The 25,903-nt window shown below is 33.2% G+C and carries 24 protein-coding genes; 19 read left to right on the top strand and 5 right to left on the bottom strand.

Features of this window, described 5'->3' with window-relative positions; all coding sequences use genetic code 11:
* Nucleotide 1 precedes the first annotated feature (1 nt).
* Together E0Z07_RS11940 and E0Z07_RS11945 are read right to left on the bottom strand one after the other, a co-directional pair.
* Nucleotides 2–1,324, bottom strand: a complete 1,323-nt coding sequence (locus E0Z07_RS11940) for a TolC family protein (RefSeq protein ID WP_073145479.1) — start codon at nucleotides 1,322–1,324, stop codon at nucleotides 2–4.
* Nucleotides 1,311–1,943 (bottom strand): TetR/AcrR family transcriptional regulator, encoded by a 633-nt coding sequence (locus tag E0Z07_RS11945; RefSeq protein ID WP_025125601.1) that lies wholly within the window; start codon nucleotides 1,941–1,943, stop codon nucleotides 1,311–1,313. The genes E0Z07_RS11940 and E0Z07_RS11945 overlap by 14 nt, the downstream gene beginning before the upstream one ends.
* A gap of 609 nt (nucleotides 1,944–2,552) precedes the next feature.
* Here E0Z07_RS11945 and E0Z07_RS11950 point away from each other — a divergent pair.
* The gene (locus E0Z07_RS11950; protein WP_016649558.1) at nucleotides 2,553–3,389 is read left to right on the top strand and encodes a methylated-DNA--[protein]-cysteine S-methyltransferase; all 837 of its coding nucleotides are present in this window, start codon (nucleotides 2,553–2,555) and stop codon (nucleotides 3,387–3,389) included.
* A 769-nt stretch (nucleotides 3,390–4,158) separates the two neighbouring features.
* Here E0Z07_RS11950 and E0Z07_RS11955 read toward each other — a convergent pair.
* Complete coding sequence (locus E0Z07_RS11955) at nucleotides 4,159–4,524, bottom strand: DoxX family protein (protein WP_131540794.1); 366 nt, start codon at nucleotides 4,522–4,524, stop codon at nucleotides 4,159–4,161.
* Between the two features lie 165 nt (nucleotides 4,525–4,689).
* On the opposite strand from E0Z07_RS11955, the gene E0Z07_RS11960 reads away from it, so the two are divergent.
* Together E0Z07_RS11960 and E0Z07_RS11965 are read left to right on the top strand one after the other, a co-directional pair.
* A complete protein-coding gene (locus E0Z07_RS11960; RefSeq protein ID WP_006259182.1) occupies nucleotides 4,690–5,055 on the top strand; it encodes a winged helix-turn-helix transcriptional regulator in 366 nt (121 codons plus the stop codon).
* 111 nt (nucleotides 5,056–5,166) lie between these two features.
* Entirely contained in the window at nucleotides 5,167–5,679 is a 513-nt protein-coding gene (locus E0Z07_RS11965) for a hypothetical protein (protein ID WP_131540795.1), read from the top strand.
* 65 nt (nucleotides 5,680–5,744) lie between these two features.
* On the opposite strand, the gene E0Z07_RS11970 is transcribed toward E0Z07_RS11965, so the two are convergent.
* Nucleotides 5,745–6,242, bottom strand: coding sequence for a GNAT family N-acetyltransferase (locus tag E0Z07_RS11970; RefSeq protein WP_006259180.1), 498 nt, complete (start codon nucleotides 6,240–6,242; stop codon nucleotides 5,745–5,747).
* A 283-nt stretch (nucleotides 6,243–6,525) separates the two neighbouring features.
* Between E0Z07_RS11970 and E0Z07_RS11975 the strand changes: the two genes are divergently transcribed.
* The 16 genes from E0Z07_RS11975 (at nucleotide 6,526) to E0Z07_RS12055 (ending at nucleotide 24,877) form a co-directional block, all read left to right on the top strand.
* Entirely contained in the window at nucleotides 6,526–7,140 is a 615-nt protein-coding gene (locus E0Z07_RS11975) for a hypothetical protein (RefSeq protein WP_131540796.1), read from the top strand.
* A 477-nt stretch (nucleotides 7,141–7,617) separates the two neighbouring features.
* Entirely contained in the window at nucleotides 7,618–8,031 is a 414-nt protein-coding gene (locus E0Z07_RS11985) for an HYC_CC_PP family protein (protein WP_006263398.1), read from the top strand.
* Between the two features lie 85 nt (nucleotides 8,032–8,116).
* Complete coding sequence (locus tag E0Z07_RS11990) at nucleotides 8,117–9,508, top strand: TolC family protein (protein WP_131540798.1); 1,392 nt, start codon at nucleotides 8,117–8,119, stop codon at nucleotides 9,506–9,508.
* 6 nt (nucleotides 9,509–9,514) lie between these two features.
* Complete coding sequence (locus E0Z07_RS11995) at nucleotides 9,515–12,673, top strand: efflux RND transporter permease subunit (RefSeq protein WP_006259176.1); 3,159 nt, start codon at nucleotides 9,515–9,517, stop codon at nucleotides 12,671–12,673.
* A gap of 5 nt (nucleotides 12,674–12,678) precedes the next feature.
* A complete protein-coding gene (locus E0Z07_RS12000) occupies nucleotides 12,679–13,770 on the top strand; it encodes an efflux RND transporter periplasmic adaptor subunit (protein ID WP_131540799.1) in 1,092 nt (363 codons plus the stop codon).
* 14 nt (nucleotides 13,771–13,784) lie between these two features.
* Nucleotides 13,785–14,255, top strand: a complete 471-nt coding sequence (locus tag E0Z07_RS12005) for a hypothetical protein (RefSeq protein WP_006259174.1) — start codon at nucleotides 13,785–13,787, stop codon at nucleotides 14,253–14,255.
* A gap of 139 nt (nucleotides 14,256–14,394) precedes the next feature.
* Nucleotides 14,395–14,970, top strand: a complete 576-nt coding sequence (locus tag E0Z07_RS12010) for an AraC family transcriptional regulator (protein WP_006259173.1) — start codon at nucleotides 14,395–14,397, stop codon at nucleotides 14,968–14,970.
* A 95-nt stretch (nucleotides 14,971–15,065) separates the two neighbouring features.
* Nucleotides 15,066–15,380: a transposase gene (locus E0Z07_RS12015; RefSeq protein WP_016361605.1), complete on the top strand. Its 315-nt coding sequence runs from the start codon at nucleotides 15,066–15,068 to the stop codon at nucleotides 15,378–15,380.
* On the top strand, nucleotides 15,374–16,267 hold the full coding sequence (locus tag E0Z07_RS12020) for an IS3 family transposase (protein ID WP_131540800.1): 894 nt from the start codon (nucleotides 15,374–15,376) through the stop codon (nucleotides 16,265–16,267). Before E0Z07_RS12015 ends, E0Z07_RS12020 begins: the two co-directional genes overlap by 7 nt.
* 976 nt (nucleotides 16,268–17,243) lie before the next feature.
* A complete protein-coding gene (locus tag E0Z07_RS12025; protein ID WP_006259172.1) occupies nucleotides 17,244–17,876 on the top strand; it encodes a LexA family transcriptional regulator in 633 nt (210 codons plus the stop codon).
* A 494-nt stretch (nucleotides 17,877–18,370) separates the two neighbouring features.
* Nucleotides 18,371–19,843 carry an aminoacyl-histidine dipeptidase gene (locus tag E0Z07_RS12030; RefSeq protein ID WP_006259171.1) on the top strand — a complete coding sequence of 491 codons (1,473 nt, stop codon included), beginning with the start codon at nucleotides 18,371–18,373 and terminating at the stop codon, nucleotides 19,841–19,843.
* A 292-nt stretch (nucleotides 19,844–20,135) separates the two neighbouring features.
* Nucleotides 20,136–21,203, top strand: a complete 1,068-nt coding sequence (locus E0Z07_RS12035; protein ID WP_233445968.1) for an aspartyl protease family protein — start codon at nucleotides 20,136–20,138, stop codon at nucleotides 21,201–21,203.
* Nucleotides 21,204–21,406: 203 nt separating this feature from the next.
* Nucleotides 21,407–22,015 carry a YceI family protein gene (locus tag E0Z07_RS12040; protein WP_006259169.1) on the top strand — a complete coding sequence of 203 codons (609 nt, stop codon included), beginning with the start codon at nucleotides 21,407–21,409 and terminating at the stop codon, nucleotides 22,013–22,015.
* Nucleotides 22,016–22,110: 95 nt separating this feature from the next.
* Nucleotides 22,111–23,184, top strand: coding sequence for a peptide chain release factor 1 (gene prfA, locus E0Z07_RS12045; RefSeq protein WP_006259168.1), 1,074 nt, complete (start codon nucleotides 22,111–22,113; stop codon nucleotides 23,182–23,184).
* 74 nt (nucleotides 23,185–23,258) lie between these two features.
* Nucleotides 23,259–24,080 carry an orotidine-5'-phosphate decarboxylase gene (pyrF, locus tag E0Z07_RS12050; RefSeq protein WP_006259167.1) on the top strand — a complete coding sequence of 274 codons (822 nt, stop codon included), beginning with the start codon at nucleotides 23,259–23,261 and terminating at the stop codon, nucleotides 24,078–24,080.
* Nucleotides 24,077–24,877 carry an ABC transporter substrate-binding protein gene (locus E0Z07_RS12055; RefSeq protein WP_006265129.1) on the top strand — a complete coding sequence of 267 codons (801 nt, stop codon included), beginning with the start codon at nucleotides 24,077–24,079 and terminating at the stop codon, nucleotides 24,875–24,877. The genes pyrF and E0Z07_RS12055 overlap by 4 nt, the downstream gene beginning before the upstream one ends.
* 239 nt (nucleotides 24,878–25,116) lie before the next feature.
* Here E0Z07_RS12055 and E0Z07_RS12060 read toward each other — a convergent pair whose 3' ends face one another.
* Nucleotides 25,117–25,899: a DUF4197 domain-containing protein gene (locus E0Z07_RS12060; protein WP_207893704.1), complete on the bottom strand. Its 783-nt coding sequence runs from the start codon at nucleotides 25,897–25,899 to the stop codon at nucleotides 25,117–25,119.
* Nucleotides 25,900–25,903: the final 4 nt, after the last annotated feature.

The following is a 25,903-nucleotide window of genomic DNA, read 5'->3' on the forward strand; positions in this document are numbered from 1 at the left end:
TTTAGTTTCCCGATTGTAAGTTGTCTAATAATTTTCCTGTTTTGTATGCATATTGATACAATGTCAATGTTTGATCAGCTTCTCCTAGCATATTGTCTATTTGAGCTTGTAACTGTTGTACATCAGCTTCTAATAGATGATCAGTGTCTGTCAGACCATTGTCATACTTATCTTTTACAATGCGGTAATTCTCATTAGCCTGAATAAGAGCTTTCGATAAAACAGTATTCTTTTTTAAAGCTAACTCATAAGCATTATATGCTTCTTCTATTTCTACTTTAGCCATATCTTCTACTAACAAGACTTGATATTCAGCTTCTGTTTTCTTTGCTTTAGCTTTATTGACTTCTGTTCTGTTTTTAAAGATAGAAGCTAAGTCAAATTTTAGACCGACTCCTACCATAGTAGCATTAGTGATATCAATTACTTTATCTAATTGAATAGCTGAGTATCCAGCTGTTAATCCGATAGAAGGGAAGTAATTACCTCTAGCTATTTTGATAGTCGTTTGAGCTATTTCGTCCATTTTTATCACACTCTGAACATCTTTACGTGTAGAGAGGTCATCTGTTTTAGTAGGTAAGATATCTACAGGATTAGCTTTCTCTGCAACGATTGTTTCATTAGACGGAAAATCTAGAAGAGTACTTAATCTTGTACTAATATTCTTCAAGGTGTTTTTCGTTTCTTCTAAAGACAATTCTACATTCGCTTCTTGCAATTGTGTTCTTAAATAGTCATTTCTAGCGATTAGACCATTGTTTAAGAATTGTTCAAAGTCAATTGTGCGTTGGTGTGCACGCTTTAGATTTTCAGTTAGCAGCGCTATAGACTGCTGCGTCTTATATAGTGCAAAGTATAAATTGATGGTTTGGTAAACTACATTCTCAGTAGTAGATTGCTCTGTTAGTTCAGCTAATGCGTAGTATTGTTTACTTTGGTTTACAGCGTTACTAATTTTAAAACCGCTAAATAGAGGAACATTAGCTTTGGCTTGTGCCATCATTAAATGCTGAGGTGTCACCTGTGGCATTTGGTTTTCTCCAGACGATGGAGGTAAAGGTACTTTTAGATTAACATCAGTACCATTAAAGAGGCGATTATAGGATCCTGAAACTTCTAGATCGGGGTAGCGCATATTTTGGGCGCTATGAATCTGAAGTTTACTAGCCTCTGTACTTGCTTTTACTTTTTTTATCTCTTTGCCATTTCTTAAACTTAATGTAATGGCTTGCTCTAGGGTAATAGGTGTTTGAGTTGAAGTTTGAGCAAACGCTTGGCAAATAAATAATGAAGCAAGTAAGACGTAATTACTTTTGTTCATTGTAGATTAAAATTGATTGAAAGGATTGTATTAAATAAGGATATATATGCTGTTTGATGTACAAACTATATTCTTCGTGATCGGGTATATTCCAATAGCTAGATAAAGTGCGTTCGTGGTGTATTAGGTAACTTAATATTCCCAATGAAAAGATAACGAATGTAACAGGGTCTGGTTTCGCTTTAAAAAGACCTTTTTCATACCCCTCTTCTATAAAACTATTGATAATATTTAATATTTCGCGCTGTAGGATGGTTATACCATCTGATATCTCAGGGATGTCCTCTTTTTTAGACAGTTGCCCCATTAAGATAATGTGGAAATCAGCGTTTTGTAACTGTACAGTCATCATATGCTCTACGAAAGCTAATAATTTCTGCATAGGGTCTAAGTGAGTATCTGTGGTAAGAAGAGCTAGTTTTTCTCTTGTTCGAGTTAATCGTATTTCGAATAATGCAATAACCATTGCTTGCTTAGAACCAAAGTAATAGTTGATCATAGCAACATTAATACCAGCAGCTTTAGAAATATCTCGTATACTCGTTCCATCTATACCTTTTTGAGAGAATAGCTCCTCTGCTACGATTAATATTTCTTTCTGTTTATCACTTAATGCCATGAGTTGTATTTTTTCAGAATGTAAAATTAAACAAACGTTTAATTGGTAATTACATTTTTCTTAATTATTTTGTGTTAAAATAATTTTAATGTAATTATTTAAGTAATTGATTAGTTTTAATTCATTTTATAACTTTTTGATTTACTGTAAATTAGAAGTTTAAGGTATATTGGTTGATAGTTAACAGTGGACGGTTAACAGAGTTGCCTACGGCAGATAATCGCTACGCTCTAATTAAGAATTAGAAATTAAGAATCATTGCCTACGGCATTCGGTATGTACACTACGCAATCTATATCCACACAGTAATTCCATAACGGTAGGGCTGTATTACATACAGCCGACACCTAGTAACCACAGTATACATCCCGTCCAATCTAATCGCAATCTACATCCACAACAGTAGGGGCGATAATACATTACGCCCATCATCCAGTATCCGCAATATATATTACCTCATGCCCGAAGGGCGCCCATTCCTAATTCCTAATTATTAATTCCTAATTAGAAATTAGGGGATACTTCTATTTTTAAAAGAATAGCAAGAAATGGATTGTGAGAAAAAAGCAGAATCTATTTCTTTGTATACTTGTATTAAAGAAGTTAGTCATGGAAGTAAGTAAACAATATGAAAAGGCAAGACAAGCTATAGCGTATATCGTAGCTAACCATTACGCACAACCTAATTTATCAGAGATAGCAACAGCAGTTGGGTTAAGCGAATATCATTTTCAAAGATTATTTACAGAATGGGTGGGAAGTAGTCCTAAGCAGTTTTTGAGATATATAACCTTAAACTATGCTAAGTATGTTATCAAAGAGCGGTTAGAGCAGACCTTGTTTGACGTTGCAGATGAGGTAGGGTTGAGCAGCAGTAGTCGTTTACATGATATGTTTGTCTCTATAGAAGGCATGACTCCTAATGAGTACGCAAATAAAGGAGCGTCTTTAGAGATTGCTTACAGTTATTGGGATACCTTGTTTGGACAGGTGGTAGTAGCTTCTACACCTAAAGGGATTTGTCATATCGCTTTTACTTCTGAGCATAGTGATGGATTAGAGCGTATTCATGCAGATTTTTCTAATGCTGTATTAGTAGAAGAAAGGAAGGGTATACACCAGGCTGTGATCGATATATTAAACAGAGAAGGAGATCTGACACAAGTTAAATTACACCTTAAAGGGACTCCTTTTCAGCTTAAGGTATGGGAAGCTTTATTACAAATTCCTGAAGGACAATTAACAACTTATGGTGGTCTAGCAGACAGATTAAATAATGCAGGAGCGAGTAGAGCTGTAGGCACCGCTATTGGTCGGAATCCTGTAGCAGTATTAATACCTTGTCACCGCGTGATACAGCAGACAGGTTTGTTAGGGGGATATATGTGGGGAGCAGAGAAGAAACAGTTAATTGTGGGGTGGGAATTAAGTAAAACACATGAATAAATTACATTCACAGTAGAAAATATACTGTATAGAAGAGTGTCCATAGTGGATGCTCTTTTTGCTTTATGGTAGTTCCATACTAAAACTGATAGAATAATTTATTTTTTGAAAAATAATCCCAAAAAAGTAGATTATTTTTTTGATTTTGTCTCTTATTTTTCTCTGAAAAAATCAAAATAGACTTCTTTTTACTCTCTTTTTTTAGCTATTTGTCCTCTTTTTTAGCCTTTTAATCCTACTAAGTGAATTTTTAGAATCATTTTTTTAATTAATAAATAGTGTAATGTATTGATATATAGTGATTTGTTTGAATTTTAATAAGAATTGAAGTTATTCTATATTGCTTATAACCCCAGTAAATAAGGGGCTTCATAGCAGATCCTTGGACAATTATAGGAGTATAGTAGGACGATACTTGGGTATAGCGGGCTTTTGTCCAAGGATAGTCCTTTTATTGATCTAGTATTCTTTTAGGATGTGACTTGAAGGATAAATCTAGAATTTGTGGTAGTCAAATACTGCAATGCAATTCTATCTTATGGTTCCTTCATTAGTTCTAAAACCATACTATCGTAGGCTTATATCTTTAATTCAGACCTATTTTGTATAATACCTTTTCGTTTATATTCTTATCGCATAGTTTGGGTTAAAATGCGCATATAGGATAGTGAGGGAGAGGAATAATCATAGAGGTTCTAAGCGATATGTATATAAATGTATTGAGGCGAAACTGTGTAAGCTCGCCTCAATGTATTAGGGTTAGGTTTGATTAACGTTGATTTAGGGTTAATGAACTCCAGTATGACAGGGCTAATAGCACACCTGCTATGAATATAAAACCTAGTGATGTGATAGGCTCTCCCATCCCTAAGTGTGCGATAGCGGCAGAGATAATATTAATGGTAAACCCTGTGTAAGCAAAACCTCTTATCGTAGAAGATAAGAAAGGGAGCAATATCACTATAGCTCCTAAAGCCTTAGCTATAGCGAGTTCTACTCTGAAATAATCAGGAAAACCTAGGTAAACAAAGGCCTCTTTCATCTCTTCTGTTGCTACATAGTTATAGGCACTAAATAACATAAATAAAGAAAATAGACTTGTAGATACCCAGAATGTAATTTTAGAATTCTTCATTTTTAAGTGTTTTTATGGCCTATCTAAATAGATAGGTTCTTTTGTGGGTGCAAACATAACTGACTTTAAGGTGGTCTTCTCTATTAGTTTCCTTTTGGGAAGTGGTTTCCTTTTGCACACTACTGTAGAATAAAGTAATTTTAGGGTGAATTAAAAATAGAGCAGATGAAGAAAAAACCAGTGTTGAATAATACAGAACAATGTCAAGTACGTATAGTAGCTATTAAAGATACGATGAGTTTATTATCTGGTAAATGGAAGGTATATATTATCGGAACATTATTACATGGAGGCAAAATGAGGTTTATGGATCTAATGCGAGAAGTAGAAGGGATAGGCACAAAAATGTTGTCAAAAGAATTACATGATTTAGAAGCAAATCATTTGATAAAAAGAACAGTGTTAAATACCAAGCCTATTTCTGTAGAATATGAATTGACAGAGTATGGAAAAACACTAGAAAGAGTGATCGAGGAGATTATGATTTGGGGACAGAAGTACCGCCAAACAGTCTTTAATGAGGGGAAATAGACTGAATATTTATTTTATACTCCTTGTATTTTGTATCTAAAAAGAGCGTAAATTTAATAAGTAATCGTACAGATAGATAAAGCATTGTATCAATACTTATAAAGATAGGATATGACATCACAAGAGGGTAAATCGACCATAAGACAGGCTGTGATTAAAGGCAAAACAGAATACTGTCATCTCATCTTAGAACCCAAACCTAAGATTGTGTTTACTATAGATGGAAAAATAAGTTCTCATCAGACTACTATTTTAGGCAAGGAGAATGGCTTTTTTTCATGGATGCAGTTTGTAGTGATTATCATGTTTATACTTAGTCTATTGACTTATTATTATGTGGGTCTTTATTATGCACTGATTCCAAGTATTATTACAGCTTATTTGTTGTATGTTATTTATAGTAGTTGGGATATGACTACTGTTCATGTTATAGATAAGCAGGATGTTATAGAAGTTAATTTGGTCAAAAGATCCTATCTCTCTGCTACAGGTTTTGATATCCGTTTTAAAGATAGTAAGGGCAACAGAAAAGTGAGAAGATTTTTATTAGCTAATCAAGGAGCTGGTAAAGAGGAGTTTTATGAGAAGGCAAAGGAATTGTTTAGAAACAATGGATATATGTAATAATATAGGGAGATTCAAAAAAGACATCTCCCTATTCAGTTTATAAGCTAAGTATTATATGATCATTATTTCCACCAATGGTAGTAGTTGTGTCCTCCATCGTATACGAACCCGCATCTAGGGTATAATACATTCCCTATGTCATTTGTCTTTTCTGTTTCTAGCATTAGTCCACATGCATTGGTTTCTTCACACCATTGTTTTGAACGGTCGATGATTGCTACAGATAATCCTATCCCTCTGTAGTCTGGATGTACGAATAAGTCACTTAATAACCACTGTTTTTCTAATTTGATGTAATGGAATAATTCATAAAGTTGAACGAATCCAACTGCTTGCCCATCTACATACGCTAAGAAGATATGAGACTGGTCATTAGACAGCCGATCAAGTAAGAACTGTTTTCCTTTTTCATAATTTGATTCTTGTCTGTAGAATACTCTATACATATCGAATAGCATAGAGGCATCTTCTAGGTGTTCTAAAGTCGCTTTTACTAAAGTCGCAGTTGTGTTTTTTAGAGTTACTTGTTGTCTTGTTACCCCAGTGTTCGTTGTAGTCATAAATACTTATTGGTTTAAAATTTCGAGGCAAATGTCTCGTAAAAAAGGAAGGAGATTATAGACCAGTTTTAAAATAGTTTAGTAGTCCTGTGGGGAAGAAATAAGTGCCTTTGAATAGTGTTATTATGTTAAGGGTATAATGATTAAATTTACTTAATAGGTTATGCTAGTAAGAATAACAGAATTAGAAGTATGAAAAGACTAATTGTAATTTGTTTAATAATACTTTCAAGTATAGGTAACTATGCTCAACACAAAGATGCCGTAGAAGTATATGTAAGTTATGCAAGAAATTAGAGAAATGTTAACTCAATGGAGTAGATACAGTGGAAGAGAAAATGATCATGGACAATTATTTAATCACTATGAATCAATAATAGAATACAATAATTTAACGAATAGATTGTGTTCAAGTTTAAGTGTAGTTTATGACCAAGAAAATGACAAAATAGAATGGCTAAAAAGAGAGTTTAGGCAAATTGAAAATCCTTTGTTTAATGTATTTAGTGAAGAAGATAGTTCCTTTAACTTAGTTTATTCGGAGTCAAATATTAAGTACTATTCTATTCCTTTTTATTTTAAAGGAAAGGAGTATAAGAACTATTTTGATCTTGCTTTATACATTAGGGATATTTTTATAAATGGAGATAATCTTGTTAAAGCAAAAATAATAGACTTGATGTTTAGCGATTCTCATATGTTTTCAGTTTTAAAAAAGAATAGCCAAACTGTAGAGTTATTGTTAATACTAGTTGAGTTTTTTTATAGACTAGATATTTGTAATAAGACGTATATAGGTGAAGTAGGTTGTTATTTAGTAACTGAATATGATCAGGATGAAATTAATAATATGAAGCAAACTTCGCCAGTTTATTTTACTAACTTTTATGATGCATAAATATTTTGAAACAAGAGGTTGATTTATAGAGGATATTCAATACAAGGATATTTTTAAAGAGTATAAAAAACTTATATAATACTGTTTTGTATAACTTAGCTATTACAGGGGATATAATATATGTATTTGAAAGAAAAGTGATTTATTTGTATTAATGATATTGTATTTAACAAGTACTGAGAGGTAAATTTCATCTTATAGAAAAAGATATTTATCAAGAAATTTATAGTATTATTTCAAACAGTATTAAAGATTGTAAACATGGTAATATTAAAGGGTATGAATATCGTTACTACGGAGCTAGTTTTTTTATTCAAGAAGGAGAAATCTAAAATATTTCTTAAAAAGAGAAATCTTAGTAACCATCATCGTTTAAGAATGTTTTCGAAAAGTACAAAATCCAAAAATTATACAACAAGTACTCGGAATGGTATAACAAATGAGAATCTCTAGTGTAGTACTTTTGGCGTAGAGATTATGAAAAAACTATTCGTCATATTATTCGCATTTTTGTACACTGGCTTGGCTTCAGGCTTTAGTACATATCAGCACATCTGCCAAGGATTAGTGCAAGAGGCGAGTATACCTAAATCTCAAGCAAATGAAAAGAACTGCGGTTTCTGTGCTTTAACAGGTAGAACCGTAGAAGAACCTAAGAAGAACTGCTGCCAAGATAAAGTAGAGGTAGTTAAAGTAAAATCAGAGGTTCAGAATAGTTCATTTAAAGTTTTAAAGATTTCTTTCTTTACAGATGCGATATTGCACCGTTATTTCGGAGCAGTATACGAGTATGTGCATACAGTAAGAGATAATTTCACTACTTATACTTATTATTTATACAGAGTCAAAGAAGTACCTCTGTATATTAAGCATTGCGTCTATAGACTTTGATTCATACGATATCATTGAGCTTATCTATTCTTGTAGTAGGAATAGATACATCAACAATATTGTATAATTAAATGCATACTTTTACATGAAAATTAATAGGATAGCACTGTTTGTCCTATTGGGTGTGGCATCTATGTCTTATGGACAAAAACTTACCTTAGATGCTGCGTTAAAACAGGCTATAGAACGATATGACCTTATCAAGGTTAAAGAAGCAAAACTTGCTGCTTCTCAAGAAAACATAACTAATCAAAAAGGGAATTACTTCCCAGACTTAACATTCGGTGCCCAACAAAGTTATGGGACTATCAATGCACAGAACGGGCCTCTGTATGCTTATGGAGGACTGGGATCTGCAGCTACCTCTATGCCTTTAGCAGAACAAAATTGGAATGCAGCCTTTGGTTCATTGTATTTTGCTAATGTCAATTGGAATATCTTTTCTTTTGGAAAGACAAAGGAAGGAATCGGTATGGGAAAAGCTCAACAAGAAGTAACGCTTAAGGACTTAGAACAAGAGATTTTCCAACAACAAATAAAAGTAAGTGCTACCTATTTAAATCTTTTGGCTTCTCAGCGTATAAAATATGTGCAACAAAAGAATTTAGAACGCGCGAGAGTATTTCATGAAGTTACAGCTGCCAAGGCAAAGAGTGGCTTGTTACCTCAAGTAGATGAGCGATTAGCTATGGCTGAGGTAGCGAATGCAGAAGCATTGCATATTAAAGCGTACGACAAGGAAATAGAGTTTAATAAGCACTTAGCTGTATTATTAGATGAAGAGACTAAAGCGTATGCACTAGATGAGGTATTTGTAAATGCTAAACCAGAAGTATTAGACGAGACTTTAGTCAATAGAGATCAGCATCCTATGCTATTATGGCAAGAGAGCAAAATAGCACAGAGTGAGTCTATGGAACGTTTAGTAACTAAAGGTAGTCTGCCTAGTTTAAACGCTTTTGGGGTGTTGCAAGGTAGAGGATCAGGCTTTAGCTGGAATTATGTACAAGACAATAGTGCTTACTCTTCGTCTTATGGTGATGGAGTGGGTATTGATAGAAGTAATTATTTAGTAGGGCTTCAATTGACATGGAATATATCTAACTTTTTTAGAACGACTTATAAGCGTAAACAACAAGCGTATATCACAAAGAGCTATGAACATGAATTCGCTCAGATGGACAAAGATTTGGCTAACCAAGTTACTTTGACCAAAGAGAAGTATGTCAATGCTCAGGCTGTGTGGACACAGTCAAAAATACAGTTAGAGGCGGCTGATGTAGCCTTTAAACAGCAAAAAGCTTTATACGATAATGGGTTGAGCAACTTAGTTGATTTCACTCAAGCGCTGTATACTTTACAACGTGCAGAGATAGACTATGAAATAGCTCAAAACAATGTATGGCAATCTTTATTGTTACAGGCTTCTGCTTTCGGTGATATTCAATATTTGTTAAACGCTATTCCCCTAAAATAAGATAGTATGAATTTAATTCGATTTGCCTTGCGCAAGCCAATATCTATTATGGTATTGGTAATAGGACTATTATTCTTTGGAATAAAGTCATCTAAAGAGATTCCAGTAGATATTCTTCCAGAGATGAACTTACCAGTTGTTTATATCGCCCATTCTTTTAATGGGTATACTCCACAACAAATGGAAGGTTACTTCACGAAGATGTATGTAAATATGATGCTTTTTGCCAATGGGATAAAAAGTATTGACACTAAAAATACACAAGGGTTGACCTTGATGAAAATAGAGTTTTATGAAGGGACAGATATGGGAGAGGCGATCGCGTCTATCTCAGCGCTGTCTAATCGTTCGGTAATTTTCTTACCGCCAGGAGCTCCACCACCATTCATTATCCGCTTTGATGCTTCTTCTCAACCAGTAGGACAATTAGTGTTCCGCTCAGAAACGAAGACGAATAATGAGCTTCAAGATATCGCGAACTTTGCTGCGCGCCCTTTCTTGATTAAGATTCCTGGATTGACTACAGCTCCACCATTTGGAGGGTCACCACGTACGATAGAGATCAATATAGATCCAAATAAATTGCGTACGCATCATATGAGCCCAGAGCAAGTGGTAGAAGCAATTAGTAGACAAAACGTAACAATGCCTTCAGGGAACGTATATGTAGGAGATAAGAACTATCTGACACCGACTAATAACACTTTAAAAACGGTAGAGGAGTTTGGAGATATTCCTTTGTTTAAAGGGCAGGTAGATAATGTGTACTTACGCGATGTGGCTACTGTAAAAGATGGTGCTGATATTACGACTGGTTATGCATTAGTAGACGGTAAACGTTCTGTGTATATCAATATTGCTAAATCTGGTAAGGCTTCTACTTATGATGTGGTAGAACAATTGAAAAAATCTATTCCTCATATACAGAATAACTTACCTGATGATGTAAAGATTTCGTACGAGTTTGACCAATCTGTGAATGTTATTAATGCAGTAAAGAGTTTAATCGTAGAGGGAGTATTAGGAGCCTTATTGACAGGACTTATGGTAATGTTATTCTTAAGAGATCCTAGAGGAGCTTTGATTGTAATTATGACTATTCCGATAGCGATTATTTCAGCAGTATTATTCTTAAAGATGTTTGGTCAGACGATCAATATTATGACACTATCAGGATTAGCCTTAGCGATAGGTATTTTGGTAGACGAGAGTACGGTGACGATAGAGAATATACACCAGCACTTTGCCCTCGGTAAGAATAAGGTACAAGCTATTTGGGACGCGTGTAAGGAGATCGCTTTCCCTAAGTTATTAATCTTGTTTAGCATCTTGGCAGTATTCGCACCAGCCTTTATGATGACAGGTATTCCTGGAGCACTATTTATGCCTCTAGCGATGGCAATTGGTTTTGCGATGACGGTTTCATTCTTACTTTCTCAAACGTTTGTACCGATTATGGCTAACTGGCTGATGAAGTACAATCCTGAGAAACATACTATTCCTGAAGAAGCTAAAGGTTTCGATAAGTTTAAGAATAGAGTAGTGGCAGGGATTGAGAAAGTGATGCCTATGAAGAAGATAATTGTTATAGGTTCTATTCTAGCTGCTTTCTTAGCTGTAGCAGTAATGTATCAAAATATAGGAAAGGATGTATTGCCAACTGTAAATTCAAGTCAAGTGCAAATGCGTATAACTGCTCCTGAAGGGACACGTATAGAGCATACTGAAATGAAAGTGAAGAAGGTACTGGGTGAATTAGAAGATTTATTTGGTAAAGAGAAGATTGCGATTTCATCAGCGTTTGTGGGACAACACCCTTCATCATTTGCAGTAAGTCCGATCTACTTATATAATGCAGGACCACATGAAGCGTCTATGCAAGTAGCTTTTAAAGATTTTGATGGTAATACAGATGAATTAAAAGACCAGATACGAGGGCGTATTGCAGAGAAGCTACCAGAGTTAAAATTGACTTTTGAGCCAATCGAATTGACTGAAAAGATTTTAAGTCAGGGAACCAATACACCTATAGAGATTCGCGTATCAGGTATGATGCGTAAGATGAATATGATGACTGCAAATAAATTGTTGGCAAAGTTGAAAGAAATCGACTATATGCGTGATCAGAAAATGCCTATCTCGATGAATTATCCATCTTATGAAATTAATATAGATCGCGTACGCGCTGCTCAATTAGGATTAGATGCAATGGATATTGCAAAATCATTAGTGGCGACAACAGCTTCTTCTCGTTACACCAATAGAAATATGTGGGTAGGAGGTATGATGGGAATAGCTTATGATGTACAAGTACAGATGCCACAAAATCAACTGGGAAGTAAGGAAGAATTAGAGAATATCCCACTGAGTAAGAACTCAGACAGACCAGTGCTAAGCGATGTAGCTACTGTAACAGAGTCAAAGGCATTAGCTGAGAGTTATAATGAAGGGACGATGGGATATGTATCTGTAGTAGCTAACGTACACAAAACAGATTTGAATAAAGCAAAAGAAGATGTACAACAAGCGATTGCAGAATTAGGAGAATTACCAAAAGGGGTAAATGTGGAGTTAAAAGGAATGGCTCCTGTATTAGATGATACCATGCAGAGTTTAGCTAACGGTTTATTAATTGCTATTGTGGTTATATTCTTAATGCTAACAGCCAATTTTCAGTCGTTTAAAGTGTCGTTTGTGATCCTGACTACAGTACCGTTCGTAATGCTTGGATCACTGTTATTATTAAAAGCAACAGGCTCTACAGTTAACTTACAGTCTTATATGGGAATCATTATGTCGGTCGGAGTATCCATAGCCAATGCTGTATTATTAATTAATAATGCGGAGACGTTGAGAAAAACAGGATGGACGTCTACTGCAGCGGCAATAGAAGCTACGAAGTTACGTATCAGACCGATTGCGATGACTACGATAGCGATGATTGCGGGGATGTTACCAATGGCGATAGGACATGGAGAAGGAAGTGAGCAAGTAGCTCCTTTAGGAAGAGCAGTAATTGGAGGATTATTAGCATCGACAGTGTCTGTATTGATTATTTTACCGATGGTATTTGCTTGGGTAATGAATAAAGTAACGAGAGATTCTCCATCATTAGACCCAGAAGACGAAGAAAGTATCCACTATTTACCTATAGATAATAAATAAGAAAGATGAAAAGAATATATATAGCATTAGTTAGTCTAGTAGTATTAACTGCATGTGCAGATAAAAAAACTCCTGAAGTAAAAGAAGTGAAAGATGAAAAAGGAGGGATGAGTATGGCAATGAATAAGATGGAGACTATTGGCATAGAGCCAACGAATCCTATCGTTCCTTTACAATTACCAGGAGAGTTAAGAGCTGATCAACGTACTGAACTGTTTGCTAAAGTGAATAGTTATGTAACTGATTTACGTGTAGATATAGGTGATCACGTAAAGAAAGGACAAGTGTTAATGGTATTAGATGCGCCTGAGATTCAGGCGCAAGTATCAAGTGCGCAGGCTAAATGGAAAGCACAAGAGGCAATCTACATCTCAACTAAAGCTACTTATGATAGAACGATAAAAGCGAATGAGACAGAGGGAGCTATTGCCCCTGATTACTTAGAGCAAGTGACTGCTAAGATGTTAGCAGATAAAGCACAATTAGCTTCTTCAAAGTCTTCGTATGAAGAAATGAAGAATATAGATCAATATCTAGTGATTAGAGCGCCTTTTGATGGAGTGATTACAGATAGACAGGTAGATAAAGGGGCGTATGTAGGGCCGATGAGTAAAATGCCTTTACTAATCGTAGAGGACACTTCTACACTACGTTTAAACCTATCTATCTCAGAAGCAAATACGCCTTATGTACAAGAGGGAGATACAGTGAAGTTTAAAGTGCGTACACTTCCCCAAAAAGAGTTTACAGGTGTAGTCACTAGAAAGGCGGGTAGTCTAGATTTAAAGTTGCGTTCAGAGCAGATTCAAGCAGATATTACTAATAAAGAACAGTTGTTAAAGCCTAATATGATAGCAGATGCTACTGTAAGCTTAAAAAGTACAGAGCCAACATTCTTTATACCTAAGTCAGCTTTAGTAGAGAGTAATCTTGGGCTGTATGTCATTGAAGTTAGAAATGGTACAGCGTATCATATTAAGGTAGCTAAAGGACGTGCTATGCCTATGATGGTTGAGGTTTTTGGAGAGCTAAGACCAGGTATGAAGATCTTAAAAATGGCAACAGAAGAAATAATGAATGAACAAAAATTAATGTAATAAAAATGATGATTATGAGAACATTTGCAATTAGAAGTTTAGCAGTAGTAGGAGTTAGTTTACTTACTATCGCTTGTGGAGAAACGAAAAAAGAGCCTGTAGCAACAGCTCCAACAAATGAAAACCATGCTAATCACGATATGCATTCTATGCATAAAGAAAGTGAGCCTGTAGCAGCTAGAGGACAGTACAAAAGAGGAGATGCTGTACCAAGTGACCTAGTATGTATGGTAAATGATGCTTATATGGGGAATAAACAGTTAGAAGTAGAGCATGAAGGTAAAATGTATTACGGATGTTGTGAAATGTGTAAAACAAGAATCCCTCAAGATGCAACTGTGCGTGCAGCTATAGATCCATATTCTTTAAAATCAGTAGATAAAGCAGAAGCTTATATCGTGATAGTAGGGAATAATGGTGAGGTAGCTTATTTTGAGAATGAAGGGAATTACCAAAAATTCGTTGCAGAACACAAACAGAGTTAATAAAAGGGAATCAGGAGTACTGATATAGTCAGTACTCCTTTTTAAAAACAAAGATTGTATTGAGTTACTATACTATATAGTGAAAGTTTAAAACGAGATATGATCAGTCTATTGTTTATTAGGATAAAAAAAATGAGATATGGAGTATTCGGTAGTTTTACATATTAAGAATATGGTTTGTCACCGTTGTGTTTTAATGATAGAACAAGAATTAAAAAAAATAGGTGTATTAGAAGCTAAAGTTGAATTGGGCAAAGTATCACTTTTATATAATTTAAGTGAACATACTTTTAAGGTGTTTAAGGAGAGATTATATATACTTGGTTTCGAATTATTAGTAGAAAAGCAAGATATATTGATAGAAAGTATTAAACAGCTAATAATAGACTTAGTACAAACAGATAGCCGTTTATCTACTAACCTATCATATTTGATATCAGATAATTTAGCAATAGACTATAGTTATGCAAGTAAGTTGTTTTCAGAGCGAGAATCAGTTACAATAGAGAAGTTTTATATCCATCAGCGCATTGAACGTGTGAAGGAATATATTTCGTATGGTGAAATGACACTATTAGAAATAGCTAGTAAAATGTATTATAATGATTTAAGTCATTTGAGTAAACAGTTTAAAAGTGTGGTGGGAGTGTCTCCATCTCAGTATAAGAAAGAACAGAAATTTAATAGAAATTATATTGATAAGATAATTACTTAGTTTGATGTGCTATGCAGGTGAGAGTGCATAGTATTATTTTAGCCCCTAAATAAGCTGGAGTGAAATTAGTAAATTAATTACATAACTTTGGACTTATGAAATACAAGAAATGGAGCTTATCTGAGAAGCTATCAATTTTACAAGAAGCAGAAGAAAATGGGGCAATAGAAACTTGTCGTAAACACAGTTTAAGTACAGGTACTTTCTACTCATGGAAGAAGAAATTCGATTCTCAAGGAGAATCAGGATTAAGACCTGCTGTTTCTGACAAATCAAAAGAACTTAAAAAAGCAGAGCAAGAGAATAAGATTCTTCGTAAACTACTAAGTGATAAAGAAATAGAATTAGAAGTTCAACGTGAACTGTTAAAAAAAAAGTTTGGGACATCCGATCCAAAAAAGATCTGGTAGATTACTTTTATAGTAAATATCAAAAAAGTAAAGCTAAACTAATACATTGGATTGGCTTAAGTGAAAGCACGTACTACTTCAAGGGTTCTGGCAAGTCAAAAGGTAATAAAGCTACTTTATTAACCTATCATAAAACCCAAGGTTGGGTTAACGAACAAACTGTTGTAGAGTCAATTAAAGAGCTTTTAAAGGGTGATTTTATGGATTGTGGTTACCGTATGATGAGCGAGTATCTTAAACGCGAAGGGTACACTATTAACCATAAAAAAGTATTTCGTATCATGAAAAGCGCCAAACTTTTACAAACTCGTATAACTAGAGATCATTCGAATAAGAAGTACGTTAAGCATCGTAAAGTAAAGACTACAAGACCCTTAGAGTGTATTGAAATGGACATTAAGATGGTATGGATACCACAAAAAGGTAAAAATGCTTATTTACTTTCTGTAATTGATGTACACAGTCGTAGAATATTAAAAGACTACTTCAGCTTTAATATTAAGCAGAAGCAGGTAATAGAATTATTGTCAGGGCTTTTTGAAGAGTTAGATTACCCTAAAAATGTGGTTATTAGATCGGATAATGGTAGTCAATTTATTGCCAAGAATGTAAGAGAATATCTTTCCTTAGTAGGTGTATCACAAGAATTTACACACGTAGCAACACCAGAGGAAAATGCCCACATAGAAGCCTATCACGGTACTTTAAAAAGAGAGGTTTTTACTAAATTTGAATACTTTACTTTTGGACAAATAGAACAAATATTAAAGAAGTACGTAGTATTTTATAATAACAAAAGACTACATGGTTTGCTTGGAAAAATCACTCCAATGGAGAAATGGGAAAAGGACAAACACTTGATTTGTAGCAGAGAAAAAGTAGCCTAAAACATTATACTTTAAAAATTTAAAAATACTCTAGGTTTATAGGGGTCAAAACAAGTATTTTTTTATTTGTACTTGTAAAAGAGGACGTCGAGAGATGCTCCTCTTTTTTTGTGATATTTTATAATGATTAAAGTGACTTTATTTACTATTTGACTGTTTTAGACATGAATCTTTCAATGTATTAGTTTTATGATGTTGAAAAAAGAATAAGAAATTAGCAATATGTGATTTAATCACTAAATGTGACAGAGTCTTGTAGGAGAAAAATCTAATATTATGATAATCACTATATGTGATGAAATAAGAAGTGTAACTTGTTTATATGTGTTTTATGCGATAAGTGTTTTTTGTTTTTATATGTTGAATATTAGTTAAATATTGATATAAAAGTAGTTATAATTCTTTTATTTGTTGATTTTAGTGAATAATAATATGTGTGTTTGGTGTATCGTTGAATATTATATGTTTGTATTGAGTTGTTTAAATAAAAAAATAACCATCCTACAGAAGTTGAAATTACGATTTAGATATGTATAACTTACCATTGATAATATGAAAAACAAGTGTGTTGTTTCTTTTGTATCAATGGAGTAGTCGTCAATCTAATTGACTTAATAAACTGGAAAAGTTGTTTTAACTAATTGTTTTCTAGAAAATAGTTACAGTGAAATATTCATTTAAACTATACGTTATTTATTCTTTTTTTGTGATTTAATAAATAGGTTTAGATCACTTGATTTTAAATACTTTGAATAGTAAATATTTGAATATTTACATTAATATAAAATTATTTAGTATTTTTATTTTTATATAATGTGTTGTTTATAAGTGTTTTAATTTTGTTTTTGTTGGTTTGGTATTCTTTTTTTAAACAATTTTTTTTCTGTTTTTAAATATTGGCAAGATAATTGTTTTATTGTCGATATATGCGAATAAAGCAGTAGTTAGTAAAGTGAAATAATAAATTGTGAAAAGTATGAAAAGTAGTGAAAGCGTAATTAAAAAGTTGAAACAGTTATTAGGAATAAAAACCGATCTAGAATTAGCAAATATTTTAGAAGTAAAACCTAATACAGTATCATCATGGAAGTCGAGAGAGACTTTGCAGTATGAAAAAATCATGAATTTGTGTAAAGAACACAAAATTGATTTGAATGAGTTATTCTTTTCAAATACACATAAAGTTTTTAATACAGATTTACAAAAAAGAAAAGTGAAAATGATATCGGTAGATCATCATTTCGAGTATTTTTTAAACCCAGAAAGAACATGGGCTACTTCACCTAGTTTTGTATTTCCTACAGAAGAAGAGGTAGATACAGCATTTCAGATTTCAGCAGATAATATGTATCCTACTGTAAAAGTATCGTCTTATGTCTTAACTAAGAAAATAGATGTAGAAGAAATAAAACCATGGGGTATTTATGTGGTGGTTATAGAAGGAAAAGGTGTACTGTGTTATCGATTTAAAAGATATACTGAAAATGGTGAGTTAGCATTTATATGTGATAATGAAACATATGAGAACATTGTAGTTAGACCTCAAGATATTAGAGAAGTATTTTGTGTAAGAGGGGCATTTCTAGGAAATATTAAGAATCTTTCATAATTTTTATATTTAGTTATAAAAGCGGGTTTTTGCATTTGTGAAAGCCCGTTTTTTTATGGTCTTTAAACATTGCTTTTAGGGATCGACTCTAGTTTAAAACAGGAATAAGTTAATCTTGATTTTTGAAAATAATGAACATGATGTTGTTCTTATTTGATGAAGGATTGAAATTGTTATACTTAGCAAGTCACAAAAAGGAAAACTAAGTGTTTAGGGGATGTCGATTAAGGAAGAGGATAAATTGGGTTTAACCCAAATTACGCATTAGCCAAATACTACAAAGCAATTCTACTTCATAGTTCTTTCATTAGCTCTCAAACCATACTATAGTATGCTTTAATCACTAATTCAGACCTATTTTGTATAATTACTTTTCGTTTATATGTCTATTGCATAATTCGGGTTTAACCGAATTTTATTAGGGAATAACTGTTTATTTATTTAGAATGTCCTAAATTTGAAGCAATATTTTGAATAATTAAAGAGATTAAGATATGAGTCAAGAAGTTAGAGGTTTAGAACCTAAGAACTTATGGAACAAGTTCGCAGATCTAAATGCAGTGCCTCGTCCGTCTAAGAAGGAAGAGCGTGTGATTGAGTTCATGATGAACTTTGGTAAGTCTTTGGGGCTAGAAACTATAAAAGATGAGGTAGGTAATGTTATTATTAAAAAACCTGCTACTAAAGGATTGGAGAACAGAAAAGTGGTTGTAATGCAATCTCACTTAGATATGGTTCACCAAAAGAATAACGATACTGTATTTGACTTCGATACTCAAGGAATCGATATGTATGTAGAGGATGGATGGGTAAGAGCAAGAGGTACTACTTTAGGGGCTGATAATGGTTTAGGAGTAGCAGCTATTATGGCTATATTAGAAAGCAATGAAATTCCACACCCTGCTATTGAGGCTTTATTTACAATAGACGAAGAAACTGGAATGACTGGTGCTAAAGGTCTTCAGGGAGGAATGTTAGAAGGAGAGATTCTTTTAAACTTAGATACAGAAGAGGATGACGAAATCGATATCGGATGTGCTGGTGGTGTAGATGTAACTGCATCTGCTGAGTATGATGAAGAAGATACACCTGAAGGATCTATCGGATACAGAATTACTGTAAAAGGATTAAACGGAGGACACTCTGGTATGGATATCCACAAAGGATTAGGAAACGCAAATAAAATCATGAATAGATTGTTATTTGATGCTTTTGATAACTTTGGATTACAGATATCTAAAATCAAAGGAGGAAGTTTAAGAAATGCTATTCCTAGAGAAAGTGTGGCTGAGGTAATTATTGCAAATACTTTTGATGAGGCATTCGTATTTGATATGACTTCTATTGTAGATGAGATTAAAGCAGAGTTACATACTGTAGATCCTAACTTTGAAGTAGTATTTGAGAAATTAGAAGCAGCTGATACTCCTAAGAAAGTAATGCCTTCTATGGCGCAATATTTCTTCGTAAGATCTATGTATACTGCTCATAATGGTGTATTCCGTATGAGTCCAGATTTCGATGACTTAGTAGAAGCTTCTAATAATATCGCTAAAGTAGATTTAGGAGAAGGTAAATTAGTAGTTAAGTGTTTAACTCGTTCTTCTGTAGAATCATCTAAATTTGATGTAGCAAATAGTCTTCGTTCTGCATTTGAATTAATGGGATGTGAAGTAGAATTCTCTGGATCTTACCCGGGATGGACACCTAATTCAGAGTCTGAAATATTAGACGTATTAGTAGATATCTATGAAAAACAAGTAGGTGAGAAGCCAAATGTAGTAGCATGTCACGCAGGATTAGAGTGTGGTATCTTAGGAACAAACTATCCTGATATGGATATGATTTCTTTTGGACCAACTATTCGCGGAGCTCACTCTCCTGTAGAGCGCGCTAATATTGCTTCTGTACAAAAATTCTGGAAGTTCTTATTAGAGATTTTAACTCAGATTCCTGAGAAAAAGTAATCTATGTAGATTAGAAATAATGAAAAGGGTATCCTGTATAGGGTACCCTTTTTTAGTTATTATAACTTTGTTTGGAAATGTTTTTTGTTTTTAATGCGGTATTTTTGATTTTACTTTTCTATTTAATGTTAAAATGTATTATTTTTACTTTCAAATTAACTTAATTATGTTTTATGTTTAGAAAAGAGCTATTGTTATTAGTATTGTTAAGTGCAAATTGTTTTTTTGCACAAAAAATTAAGTTGCCATTTGAATTGTCAAAAGACCATAGTACTATTTTTTAAGGTTGCCAATGGAGAATCAAAAAGATAGTTTGCTCTTCTTCTTTGATACAGGAGCAGGAGCTCTACTTTTAGATACACAGAAAGCAAAAGAGCTTGGTCTAAAAGCAGATTACAAAAAAGATATAACTGGTGCAGGAGGTAAAAAAACCTATGAGTCAATCAGGAATTACAAGGTTTATTTAGATAAAAATAATTATGTAGATAGTACTTCAGTAGTGTTAGAAGATATGTCTAGGTTGTATGCTATGACTGAAAAGAAGTTTGACGGTATTATAGGAGCTACTATTTTAAAAAACTATATAACAAAGCTAGACTTTAATACGCAAATGATGAGTCTATATAATTTTGGAACAAAGGTAGATTATAGTGGTTATGAGAAGATTCCTTTTAAATTCTATAATGGTGCTTTAATTCAATTTCCTATTACGATGACATTGAATAATAATGAGCAATTCTCAGGAGATATCTTGTTTGATAGTGGTGCTAGTACTACTTTGATAATAAATAAACCTTATAAAGAAAAGCATGATTTGTTAAGTAAAACAGATAAAAAGATATCTTATTCAAGTGATAATTTGAGTAATAGTACAAGTTATGAAAAAGGATTAATTAAGAGTTTGAGGTTAGGTAGTTATGAGATTCAGAGTAGTGAATTATCAGTTTCGTTTTCTTCAGATAGAGAAGGAGTAAGTGCTGTAAAAGGGTTGATGGGAATTTTAGGGAGTGAGATCATACATCGTTTTGACTTGATATTTGATTATAAAGATCAGTCTGTATATATTAAACCTAATGATTTGTTTGCAAAGGAATTTCGTCCATTTGTAAAACCATTGTCTCTAATGTATAATGATAAAAGAGACCAGATTTTAATCTCAAGTGTTATCCATAATACAGAAGCTGCGGTTAAAGGGTTGAAAAAGGGGCAAAGGATTATATCTGTCAATGGTATTAGTACTAATGATATAGATAAATATGAAAGGATACTGAAAGAAGAAAATAAAAAAGTCATCATAGAATATATGAATAAGGCAGGAGATATTAAGACTGTAGAAATTAATTTAGTAAGGTTATTATAGAAATCTATTCTGCCTTTCTTTTTAATAAGAAAACGTTCGGTATTACAAAGCGCTTTAAGGTTCATAATTTAATTTAATTATTATTTCTTAAATAAACAGTTATGTATAAAGACTAGAGTATCTAAAAAATATTAATGTTTATTTAAGAATAAAGTGTACTAAAATTAGTAATTTGGTTTCAATATAATTAAAACTCAATATTTATGAAAAAATCCGTTTTAGCTTTAGCTTTAATTGGAGCACTAGCAATCTCTTGTGGAGAGAAAAAAGATACAAATGCAGTAGAAGAAACTACTGAGACAACAACTGAACAAGTAGAGGCACCAGCGCAGAAGGAATTATCTTATTCTATGGAGTGGACTGCTTTTAAAACGCCTGAGAAAGTAGGAGTAAAAGGAACATTTTCTGATATTAAATTAAATGAAGTAAAAGCAGATGCTGCTACATTAGAAGAAGCATTAAAAGGTGCTAACTTCGTAGTAGTAACTTCTTCTGTAAGCACAAATGATGCTGGTAGAGATGAGAAATTAAAAGGTGAGTTCTTTGCTAAAATGGTAGGGAATATCAATGGATTCTTTGGAGAGTTTAAAGATGGTAAAGTAATCGTAAACTTAACAATGAATGGAATTTCTAAAGAGAAAGAGTTTACTTATACAGTAGAAGGGGATGCTCTTAAACTAAATGGTTCAATAGATATCATCGCTGATTTTACGGCTCAGTCTGCATTTGATAGCTTACATGCAGCTTGTAAAGATTTACACGAAGGGAAAACTTGGTCTGACGTAGAGATTTCTGCTGAGATTAAAAAATAATTAGTTACTTTTGTAACGTAATTGAAGAGGAGTATGCTAAAATATTCCTCTTTTTTTGTACCTTTGCAAACCAAATAAATTATCTATTTTAGGATATGTTAGATAGACTACAAATTATTAAGCAACGTTTTGACGAAGTTTCTGACTTAATTATTCAGCCAGATGTAATCGCTGATCAAAAACGTTACGTACAATTAAATAAAGAGTATAAAGATTTAAAACAGTTAGTCGAAAAACGAGCTGAGTATATAAATCTTAAAGGTAATATGGAAGAAGCTAATGAAATATTAGCTGATGGAAGTGATGCTGAAATGGTAGAAATGGCTAAGATGCAATTAGATGAGGCAAAAGGTCGTTTACCAGAATTAGAGGAAGAAATCAAATTCTTATTAATACCTAAGGATCCTGAGGATGCTAAGAACGTAATGGTAGAGGTACGTGCTGGTACAGGAGGTGATGAGGCGAGTATCTTTGCTGGGGATTTATTTAGAATGTATACTAAATACTGTGAATCTAAAGGATGGAGAACATCTGTAGTAGATGTGAATGAAGGAACTTCTGGAGGATATAAAGAGGTAATCTTTGAAGTAACAGGAGAAGATGTATATGGTACATTGAAATTTGAAGCTGGAGTACACCGTGTACAACGTGTTCCTCAAACGGAAACTCAAGGACGTGTACATACATCAGCTGCTACTGTAATGGTATTGCCTGAAGCAGAAGAGTTCGATGTGCATATCGATATGAATGATGTACGTATTGACTTATTCTGTTCGTCAGGACCTGGAGGGCAGTCTGTAAATACAACTAAATCAGCCGTACGTATGACTCACATTCCTACAGGGCTTGTGGCTCAATGTCAGGACGAGAAATCTCAACACAAGAATAAAGATAAAGCTTTATCTGTATTGCGTTCTCGTTTGTATGAAATGGAGTTAGCGAAGAAACAGGCAGAAGATGCTACTAAACGTTCATCTCAAGTAAGTAGTGGAGATAGATCTGCAAAGATTAGAACTTATAACTATCCACAAGGACGTGTTACGGATCACCGTATTGGACTTACTCTGTATGATCTGGACGGTGTTATGAATGGTAATATTCAGAAGATTATTGATGAATTACAATTGGTAAGTAATACTGAGAAATTAAAAGAAGGAGACGTTTTTTAATCGTCTTTTATAAATATAATAAACCACACTTGCTTTTGTATAGTGTGGTTTTTTTTAAACTATAACTACGAGACATGACTACACAACAATTAATTGAACAAATCAAGCAAAAGAAATCATTTCTATGTGTTGGCTTAGATGTTGATTTAGATAAGATTCCAACTTTTTTATTAAAAGAAGAAGATCCTATTTTTAGTTTTAATAAAGCAATTATTGATGCAACTCACCAATATGCAGTAGCTTATAAACCGAATATTGCCTTTTATGAAGCTTATGGTATAAAAGGATGGATGTCTCTGAAGAAGACAATAGAATACTTAAATACTAACTATCCTGAGGTATATACCATAGCAGATGCTAAACGTGGAGATATAGGTAATACAGCATCTATGTATGCTAAAGCTTTCTTTGAAGATATGTCATTTGATAGTGTTACTGTTGCGCCTTATATGGGTAAAGATTCTGTAGAACCTTTTTTAGCTTTTGAAAATAAACATACTATTCTTTTAGCATTGACTTCAAATCAAGGAGCATTTGATTTCCAAACAAAAGAAGTGAATGGAAAGCCATTGTATCAAGAAGTATTAGAAACTTCTCAAACGTATAAAAATGCAGCAAATTTAATGTATGTAGTGGGAGCTACTAAGGCAGAGTATTTTGAAGAGATTAGAAAAATAGTTCCAGAAAGTTTTTTATTAGTTCCAGGAGTAGGAGCTCAAGGTGGTAATTTACAGGATGTATGTAAATATGGATTAAGTAAAAATGTAGGATTGCTAATCAATTCGTCAAGAGGTATTATCTTTGCATCTAAGGAAGAAGATTTCGCAGAGAAAGCGGGATTAGAAGCTAAAGCCATTCAACAAGAAATGGAGGAGATATTAAAAAAAATGGTATGATTGTATTAAAAGATCAAATAGGGCAAGAGCATCGCTTTGAACAAGCACCAAAGAGAATTATTTCTTTAGTTCCATCTCAAACAGAAACGTTATGTGATTTGGGACTTGAAGACGAGATTAAAGGAATAACTAAATTCTGTGTACATCCTTATCATTTAGGTGTTGTCAAAATAAAAGTAGGTGGAACTAAAAAGGTACACGTAGAAAAGATTAAAGCGCTTAATCCTGATATTATTATTGCCAATAAAGAAGAAAATACTTTAGAGATTGTAGAAAGTCTAAAAGATATTTGTCCTGTTTGGGTTACTGATGTTGTTACATTAGACGATAATAAACAAATGATAGAAGATTTCGGTGTGTTGTTTAACAAACGTACAGAAGCAAAGAAATGGAATGATAAGATTGATTTTGCTATCAAGGATTTTATGTCTTTTGTAAGTACTAGAGAAGCACAAAAAGCGGCTTATTTTATCTGGAGAGAACCTTATATGGCAGCAGGTAATAATACGTTTATCAATACCCTTTTGACTTTGAATAAATTTACAAATGTGTATGCTAATCGCGAAGAGCGTTATCCTGAAGTAGAGATAAGAAAGATTAGAATTCAAGGAGATCCTGAATTAGTATTCTTATCATCAGAGCCATATCCATTTAAGGAAGAGCATGCTTTCGAATTAGGAAGACATACACATCATGGGAAAACTGTCTTTGTGGATGGGGAAATGTTCTCTTGGCATGGAACACATTTGTTTAATGCTTTTGAATACTTTAAGCAAATTCATAAACGAATTGAATAATGCTTTGATTTTTAGAGAAAAAGTAGTCTAGAGGATTAAGGTAAGAATATAAAAAGAAAAAGCCGAGTAAGAAATTACTCGGCTTTTTTTAACTAACCCTAACTATTATGAAATCAATCATTATTGATTATACAAATATCAAAAAAATATTTAGAAAGGTCAGTTAATCGAATGTTATAATAATGTTATATTTATTTTTTTGTTTAAAAATATAAATATAATTCAATATAATTGACTAGTTACTTTTTATTTTTAAAAAGTTTCTCGATAGAATTACTTGATGTGTTTTTTTTAGTTGAGTTTGTTAGATTATCTTGAATTGCGAATACTTCTTTTAATAGTTTAGAATCTCTAGATCCTGTGATATTTTCTCTAATATTCCCTTCTTCAACTGCGATCATTTTGAATACACCATCCATTGTTTGGTTGGTAATATAATCTGTTAAGTCTGTTGTAACAGGAGATACTAGAGGAAGTGCATTGTAAGTAGTAGTCATTTTTTCCCAGATTACATCGGCTCCTACTGATGCTATGGAAGAATTAATCACTGGACTGAATTTAGTATATAAACTTTTAGATGTGCTTTTTTTTAAGTAATCAGTTGCCGCTGATTTGCCTCCAACAAGAATATCTTTAGCGTCTGTGAATGTCATATTCTTAACTGCGTCTACAAAGATTGGTGTAGCTTCTTTCACAGCACTTTCTGCAGCTCTGTTTATTAGTGTTAATCCTTGATCCGCTAATTTGTCCATACCTATTCTTCTTAAAGCTCTATCTACTTTTTGAAAATCTTCAGGCATTACAATTTTAACCAATTCATTTTTTAAGAAACCATCAGGTTGTGATAGTTTACTTACTTGATCAGCAATTCCTTTATCAAGAGCTTCTTTTAATCCCTTAGCCACTTTGTCTTGTGTAAGAGAATTGATTAGGTTATTTTTTTTAGTGGTTTGAGCATTGATGATTGGGGAATAGGCTAGTGTACTCATGGTTAGTACAGCAGCAATCATTGTCTTTTTCATAGTG

It is taken from the genome of Myroides odoratimimus (genome assembly GCF_004337635.1).
Lineage (GTDB): Bacteria > Bacteroidota > Bacteroidia > Flavobacteriales > Flavobacteriaceae > Flavobacterium > Flavobacterium odoratimimum.

Excerpts from the sequence above, each read along its gene's own strand:
- E0Z07_RS11940 (WP_073145479.1), bottom strand. The coding sequence starts at position 1,324 with ATGAACAAAAGTAATTACGTCTTACTTGCTTCATTATTTATTTGCCAA.
- E0Z07_RS11945 (WP_025125601.1), bottom strand. The coding sequence starts at position 1,943 with ATGGCATTAAGTGATAAACAGAAAGAAATATTAATCGTAGCAGAGGAG.
- E0Z07_RS11950 (WP_016649558.1), top strand. The coding sequence starts at position 2,553 with ATGGAAGTAAGTAAACAATATGAAAAGGCAAGACAAGCTATAGCGTAT.
- E0Z07_RS11955 (WP_131540794.1), bottom strand. The coding sequence starts at position 4,524 with ATGAAGAATTCTAAAATTACATTCTGGGTATCTACAAGTCTATTTTCT.
- E0Z07_RS11960 (WP_006259182.1), top strand. The coding sequence starts at position 4,690 with ATGAAGAAAAAACCAGTGTTGAATAATACAGAACAATGTCAAGTACGT.
- E0Z07_RS11965 (WP_131540795.1), top strand. The coding sequence starts at position 5,167 with ATGACATCACAAGAGGGTAAATCGACCATAAGACAGGCTGTGATTAAA.
- E0Z07_RS11970 (WP_006259180.1), bottom strand. The coding sequence starts at position 6,242 with ATGACTACAACGAACACTGGGGTAACAAGACAACAAGTAACTCTAAAA.
- E0Z07_RS11975 (WP_131540796.1), top strand. The coding sequence starts at position 6,526 with ATGCAAGAAATTAGAGAAATGTTAACTCAATGGAGTAGATACAGTGGA.
- E0Z07_RS11985 (WP_006263398.1), top strand. The coding sequence starts at position 7,618 with ATGAAAAAACTATTCGTCATATTATTCGCATTTTTGTACACTGGCTTG.
- E0Z07_RS11990 (WP_131540798.1), top strand. The coding sequence starts at position 8,117 with ATGAAAATTAATAGGATAGCACTGTTTGTCCTATTGGGTGTGGCATCT.
- E0Z07_RS11995 (WP_006259176.1), top strand. The coding sequence starts at position 9,515 with ATGAATTTAATTCGATTTGCCTTGCGCAAGCCAATATCTATTATGGTA.
- E0Z07_RS12000 (WP_131540799.1), top strand. The coding sequence starts at position 12,679 with ATGAAAAGAATATATATAGCATTAGTTAGTCTAGTAGTATTAACTGCA.
- E0Z07_RS12005 (WP_006259174.1), top strand. The coding sequence starts at position 13,785 with ATGAGAACATTTGCAATTAGAAGTTTAGCAGTAGTAGGAGTTAGTTTA.
- E0Z07_RS12010 (WP_006259173.1), top strand. The coding sequence starts at position 14,395 with ATGGAGTATTCGGTAGTTTTACATATTAAGAATATGGTTTGTCACCGT.
- E0Z07_RS12015 (WP_016361605.1), top strand. The coding sequence starts at position 15,066 with ATGAAATACAAGAAATGGAGCTTATCTGAGAAGCTATCAATTTTACAA.
- E0Z07_RS12025 (WP_006259172.1), top strand. The coding sequence starts at position 17,244 with ATGAAAAGTAGTGAAAGCGTAATTAAAAAGTTGAAACAGTTATTAGGA.
- E0Z07_RS12030 (WP_006259171.1), top strand. The coding sequence starts at position 18,371 with ATGAGTCAAGAAGTTAGAGGTTTAGAACCTAAGAACTTATGGAACAAG.
- E0Z07_RS12035 (WP_233445968.1), top strand. The coding sequence starts at position 20,136 with ATGGAGAATCAAAAAGATAGTTTGCTCTTCTTCTTTGATACAGGAGCA.
- E0Z07_RS12040 (WP_006259169.1), top strand. The coding sequence starts at position 21,407 with ATGAAAAAATCCGTTTTAGCTTTAGCTTTAATTGGAGCACTAGCAATC.
- prfA (WP_006259168.1), top strand. The coding sequence starts at position 22,111 with ATGTTAGATAGACTACAAATTATTAAGCAACGTTTTGACGAAGTTTCT.
- pyrF (WP_006259167.1), top strand. The coding sequence starts at position 23,259 with ATGACTACACAACAATTAATTGAACAAATCAAGCAAAAGAAATCATTT.
- E0Z07_RS12055 (WP_006265129.1), top strand. The coding sequence starts at position 24,077 with ATGATTGTATTAAAAGATCAAATAGGGCAAGAGCATCGCTTTGAACAA.
- E0Z07_RS12060 (WP_207893704.1), bottom strand. The coding sequence starts at position 25,899 with ATGAAAAAGACAATGATTGCTGCTGTACTAACCATGAGTACACTAGCC.